The 4,606-nt window shown below is 61.1% G+C and carries 4 protein-coding genes and 1 pseudogene; 1 reads left to right on the top strand and 4 read right to left on the bottom strand.

Annotated elements, in window-relative coordinates; translation table 11 throughout:
* Positions 1-499 precede the first annotated feature (499 nt).
* Positions 500-1,036 (bottom strand): Lrp/AsnC family transcriptional regulator, encoded by a 537-nt coding sequence (locus H0W47_RS18320; RefSeq protein WP_296927008.1) that lies wholly within the window; start codon positions 1,034-1,036, stop codon positions 500-502.
* Here H0W47_RS18320 and H0W47_RS18315 point away from each other — a divergent pair.
* Positions 1,002-1,193: pseudogene (locus H0W47_RS18315) on the top strand (IS701 family transposase); the annotation flags it as partial. The gene H0W47_RS18320 and the pseudogene H0W47_RS18315 sit on opposite strands and share 35 nt — an antisense overlap.
* On the opposite strand, the gene H0W47_RS18310 reads toward H0W47_RS18315, so the two are convergent.
* The 3 genes from H0W47_RS18310 to H0W47_RS18300 all read right to left on the bottom strand — a co-directional run bounded on the left by H0W47_RS18310 (position 1,193) and on the right by H0W47_RS18300 (position 4,278).
* Positions 1,193-1,741 (bottom strand): NUDIX domain-containing protein, encoded by a 549-nt coding sequence (locus H0W47_RS18310; protein ID WP_296927007.1) that lies wholly within the window; start codon positions 1,739-1,741, stop codon positions 1,193-1,195. The pseudogene H0W47_RS18315 and the gene H0W47_RS18310 overlap by 1 nt on opposite strands.
* A 142-nt stretch (positions 1,742-1,883) precedes the next feature.
* Positions 1,884-2,582, bottom strand: a complete 699-nt coding sequence (locus tag H0W47_RS18305) for a glutathione S-transferase family protein (protein WP_296927005.1) — start codon at positions 2,580-2,582, stop codon at positions 1,884-1,886.
* Positions 2,583-2,907: 325 nt separating this feature from the next.
* Positions 2,908-4,278 (bottom strand): MATE family efflux transporter, encoded by a 1,371-nt coding sequence (locus H0W47_RS18300; RefSeq protein ID WP_296927003.1) that lies wholly within the window; start codon positions 4,276-4,278, stop codon positions 2,908-2,910.
* Positions 4,279-4,606 lie beyond the last annotated feature (328 nt).

Here is a 4,606-nt window from a genome sequence, read left to right as displayed (position 1 = left end):
GTCGAGGCGGACGCAGACTCGGGCCAGCATCGCCAGAAAACCGGCTCGAACACTGTGCCGGTTTCATGTTGTGAACTCTTGACTAGCAACTCTCGCTGCGGCGGGGGTTATGCAGACCTTCCCTAAGCGTTGAGTCCAGAGACTGGGGTTCATAATTGTCCTTAAGAGGGCAATTATTGGTTGCTTTTCAGAAATTCCAGGATATTTGTCCTCATCGGAGCAACCGCGGCGGCAGGCTTACGCATCGCGCGGGCTATTGGTGCCGGCGAGCAATCGGCCTGCTGGCCGCTGGCTCGCGCGGCGCTGGTGATCGCCACCGCCAGGTGGACATGGCGGGCGTTGCACTGCCCATGGGTATCAGCAGCTTAGCCCGTTTATTCAGTGCTGACGATGCGGTGATCGCAACTACAGCCCGCTTTGCGTAGCGAAGGTGCTGATGCAGGGGGGCCGACGGTGCAGGGTGTCAACAGCAGGCGTGGCTGCAGCCACCCCGTCCGCTTTAGTCTTTCGCTTTGGGTGCCTTGGTGGCGCGCCGAAGTGTCTGCTTGACCGCATGCTCTGCCGCACGCAGGACAGAGCCATCTCTTGTCGGGGTGTCCAGGATCACGGACGTCGCCGTGGCGCGGTGGAATGTCAACTGATCGATCAATTGCTCAAGATGCTTGACGTCCTTGACCAAGGCCAGCGCCAGGTGCGAGTCATCGCCGGTCAGCCTGTCCAGGCGCACGATCTCAGGCCATTGCTTGACCTTGGCAGCAAACTTCCCGCAGTCTGCGCCGTTGATTCGCAGCCGTATGGAGGCCGCCACTGACAGTCCCAGAAATGCGGGATCAATCACGGCAGCGTACCCGAGGATTGCACCCTTGTCCTCCAGCCGTCGAAGGCGTTCGGCAACGGACGGCGCAGTAAGCCCCACATGTTGCGCCAGCTGGGTAAAGCTCGCGCGCGCGTCAATTTCTATGATTCGCAGCAGCTCGACATCAATCGCGTCAACTCCATCGAACAGAGTCAGCTGGCGCGAGGGGACCCACGACACACTGAGCGGGCGCTTTGCGCCCGTGCAGGTGGGCCACGCGGGAGGCAATGTGGGCAAGACACGCCTGCGCCCCGAGCAATGGCTGCTTATCGAGTGGCCGAGCAAGTACTACATGTCCACGCTGCCCGAGGAAATCACCATCGACGAACGCCTGAATTAAGCCGAGCCGCGAAGCGGCTTCGGCTCGAATGAAGCGTCATGTGACCGAACCTCACCGGTCACGTGCTCGAGAACAGAGGCAATTGCCGTATGGGCGAGGTTGAGCTGCGCGGCTTCGGCAGGCGTGAACCAGCCTAACACCTCGTGTTCAGCGTTGCGTAGCTCGGGCTCTCCACTCCAGCCGGTAACCAGGAACACGTGAAACTCGCCGGGCCCGTGAGCGTCCGGGTTGGGCTCGGACACGACGAGCGCGATGTGGGCTACGGTTGGCGTAATCCCCAGTTCTTCGTCGAGTTCCCTCGCGAGCGCGACTTCGGGCGCCTCGCCCGGTAGAACATGACCACCGAAGAGATCCCAGACGCCAGGGTAGTACGCGCGATGGCCTGAACGGCGGCCGAGCAGCACTCGACCGGCCTGATAGATCACCGCACACGCCGCGACTCTCACATGATCACCTAACACCTGTATGTGGGCTTCCCCACGAACGCAAGAAACTGACCGATAGATTGGCTGTTGGGGAAGCGCCCGCAATCGCACATCGGGCATCTGGGGTGGGATCGTATGTGTCCCGTGCCGACATGGAATCTGCGTCAGCGAAGCGCCAGTCAATACAAGCCGTAGGCAAGCTGCCGGAGGAGTTATCAGCGTAAATCGGTGTGGGGTGAACCCGGTTGGCCATGATGGTCGATCAATCTCGTCGCAACGCAGAGTGCCGGAGATCATGAAGCCATAGCCCAGACTTGCGGGCCTCAGCCTCGTGTTCTTCGTCGCGCCATGTCTCTCGCAGGGCAGCTTCGTACCAATGCTTCATCGAAGGAAGGCCTAACAAAAGATTTACGTATTCACGCGCGCGTGCCGAAAGCGGAGGATCGTATGTCTGTACCCGGAAAGCGACGGGTGCAAAAAACGCGTCGACGGCTGTAAAGGTCTTGCCTGCCAAAAACGGTCCACCGAAACGCGATAAGCCGTCGTTCCAAAGCTCGTCAACGCGCTGCAGTTCTGACAGCAACGCTTTGGAGTGGACTTCGATCTTTACGCGGAGCCCGCAGTTCATGGTGCAGCTATTTCGAAGATTCAAAAAGCCGGAATGCATCTCCGCGGCGGCACAACGCGCCCATGCCCGGGGCACACGCTCAGACGGCCAGACAGTTGAAACCGCCTCCGCCAAATACTCGGAAATCGCTAGCGAATCCCAAATGACAAGGTCTGCATCAACCAGGCACGGCACCTTCCCGGTAGGCGAGAATGAACGGAAGGCGTCAGGAGTAGAGATTCCACCGAAAGGAATAATCCTTTCTTCGAACGGAATGTGAAGTTCGCGCATGAGAACCCACGGCCGCAGCGACCAGGACGAGTAATTTTTGTTGGCGATGAACAGAGTGAACATGAGGTCGGAGCTCCGGGAATGTAGGGCATCGCAGAAGGCGACAAGCATTTCGCCTTCCGCAGGGAACGAGAATATTTTGGTCCGGGGCAGTTCGTGACTCCGCGTGGTCCATGAGGTCGATCGCAATATAGCGTTGAAGGGCCCAAATTTGGCCGATGACATCATGAGAATTTCATGTTGCTGAATAGTCCCGGTATGGCTCCGCACCACAGATTTCTGTGCCCTCTGTGCAGCCTGTCGCGTTGGGCACAATGCCAGCGCCTGCATCGAGTGCAAAAGCCCGGCCATTTTGGTGTCAACACCCCGCAGGCGCTGACGAAACGGATCAGACCAGCTTGCGTATTGGCTTCTTTTTCCAGACGCCGTAGAAGTAGGCGGCCTGCAGCAGCAGTGCGACGGCATAGGTGGCCGGGTAGCTGGCCCAGATGCCGGGGAGTCCGAAGGCGGCGCTGAAAGCCCAACCCAGCGGGAACAGCAGCAGGCCCAGGCAGCCCAGCGATATCAGCGTTGGCACCAGCACCGTGCCGCTGGCGCGCATAACGGCGGTGAAGACGCTGGCCAGGCCGAAAATCAGGCTGGCCCAGACCGTGATGTGCAGCAGGCTGGCTGCCAGCGCGAGCACCTCCGGGTCGGTGATGAACAGTCCGACGATGGTTCGGGCAAACACCAGCACCAGCACGGCCAGCGCACCGGTCAGCACAATGTTCATGGCCAGCCCGATACGCGTCACCTGGTCAAGTTGTTGCAGGCGGCCGGCGCCTATGGCCTGCGCCGCCAGCACCGAAGCTGCAATCGCGATCGACATCGCTGGAAACTGCACATAAGCCATCACCTGGCTGACGGCGCCCCAGGCGGCGGTGGCATGAGAGCCGTAGCTGTTGACTAGGCGCAGCAGCGCCAGGTCTGCCAGCGATCCGGTGATGAAAAACAGGCCGGTGGGAAAACCCAAGCGGATGACCGGCTTGAGGACGTCGGGTGACAGGTACAGCTGGCGCCAGAAGGCCACGTCGGGTGCAAGCGGACGGCCACGCCGGCGCAGGTGAAAGCCCAGCCAGAGCAGGGACGCGGCGCTGGCGATCAGCGTGGCCCAAGCGCCGCCGGTGATGCCCAGCGCCGGCAGGCCGGCCCAGCCCCGGATCAATGCCGGTGTCAGCACCAGGATGATGGCCGAGGACACCCCCAGCGCGAACAGCGGTGTGACCGTGTCGCCGACGCCGCGCAAGACCGCCGCCGCCAGCATGGAGACAAACAGCAGCGGCAGCGCGGCCAGCATGATCCTTGCATAGGCGACGGACTGGGGCAGCACATCGGCCGGCGTGCCCAGCAACAGCAGCATGGGTTCGGTCAGCAGCATGCCGCCCAGGCCGATGACCACCCCCAAGAGGAAACCGGCGTAAAGAACAGTGCCGGCAATCGCGCGCACCTGGGGGATGTCTTTGGCGCCCCAAGCCTGGCCCACGAGCACCGAGGCGCCCGCGCCAAAACCGATGACAAAAGAAATGAAGAGCAGCAACAGCGGGAAAAAACCTGCGACCGCTGCAAGCGCCTTGATGCCCAGCATCTGCCCGACGTAAATGTTGTTGAGCGTGCCCGACAGCGCCTGCAGCATGTTGGTCAGCACCAGCGGACCGAGGAAAACGAGAAAGGTCCTCCAGAGGGGGCGGGACGCTGCGAGGTCTGTTTGGGTTTCGGGCATGCAGGGCAACAAGTGCGGCCACTGGCCGAATGGGTAGCAGTATGCCCCGAGCCGGAAATCTGCTCCCTGGCGGCGTGCTTTCGGATAGGCGGGCACCTGCTGCGCGCTGCCCGAAGTGGTTTCGGTGCCACCGCATAGGTGGCCGGGTAATTCACGCCTTGATAAGCAAGCGGTGCGAAGCACCGGAGTTTGAGATATGGGGGGGTCTCCCATATCTCAAACTCCTGTTCCGACACCCCACCACCGGAACGCTTGATAGACTCATTGGATGATGAAGGCCGATTGGTAGACACGTTCCGACACCCCACCACCGGAACGCTTGATAGAC

This window comes from Polaromonas sp., assembly GCF_013817205.1.
Lineage (GTDB): Bacteria > Pseudomonadota > Gammaproteobacteria > Burkholderiales > Burkholderiaceae_C > Polaromonas.
The sequence above is the reverse complement of the archived record's forward strand: the minus strand, read 5'-3'. Positions and strand labels throughout refer to the sequence as shown.

Bases quoted from the DNA above. Each gene is read 5' to 3' on its own strand.
- H0W47_RS18310 (WP_296927007.1), bottom strand. From the start codon at position 1,741: ATGCCCGATGTGCGATTGCGGGCGCTTCCCCAACAGCCAATCTATCGG.
- H0W47_RS18305 (WP_296927005.1), bottom strand. From the start codon at position 2,582: ATGTTCACTCTGTTCATCGCCAACAAAAATTACTCGTCCTGGTCGCTG.
- H0W47_RS18300 (WP_296927003.1), bottom strand. From the start codon at position 4,278: ATGCCCGAAACCCAAACAGACCTCGCAGCGTCCCGCCCCCTCTGGAGG.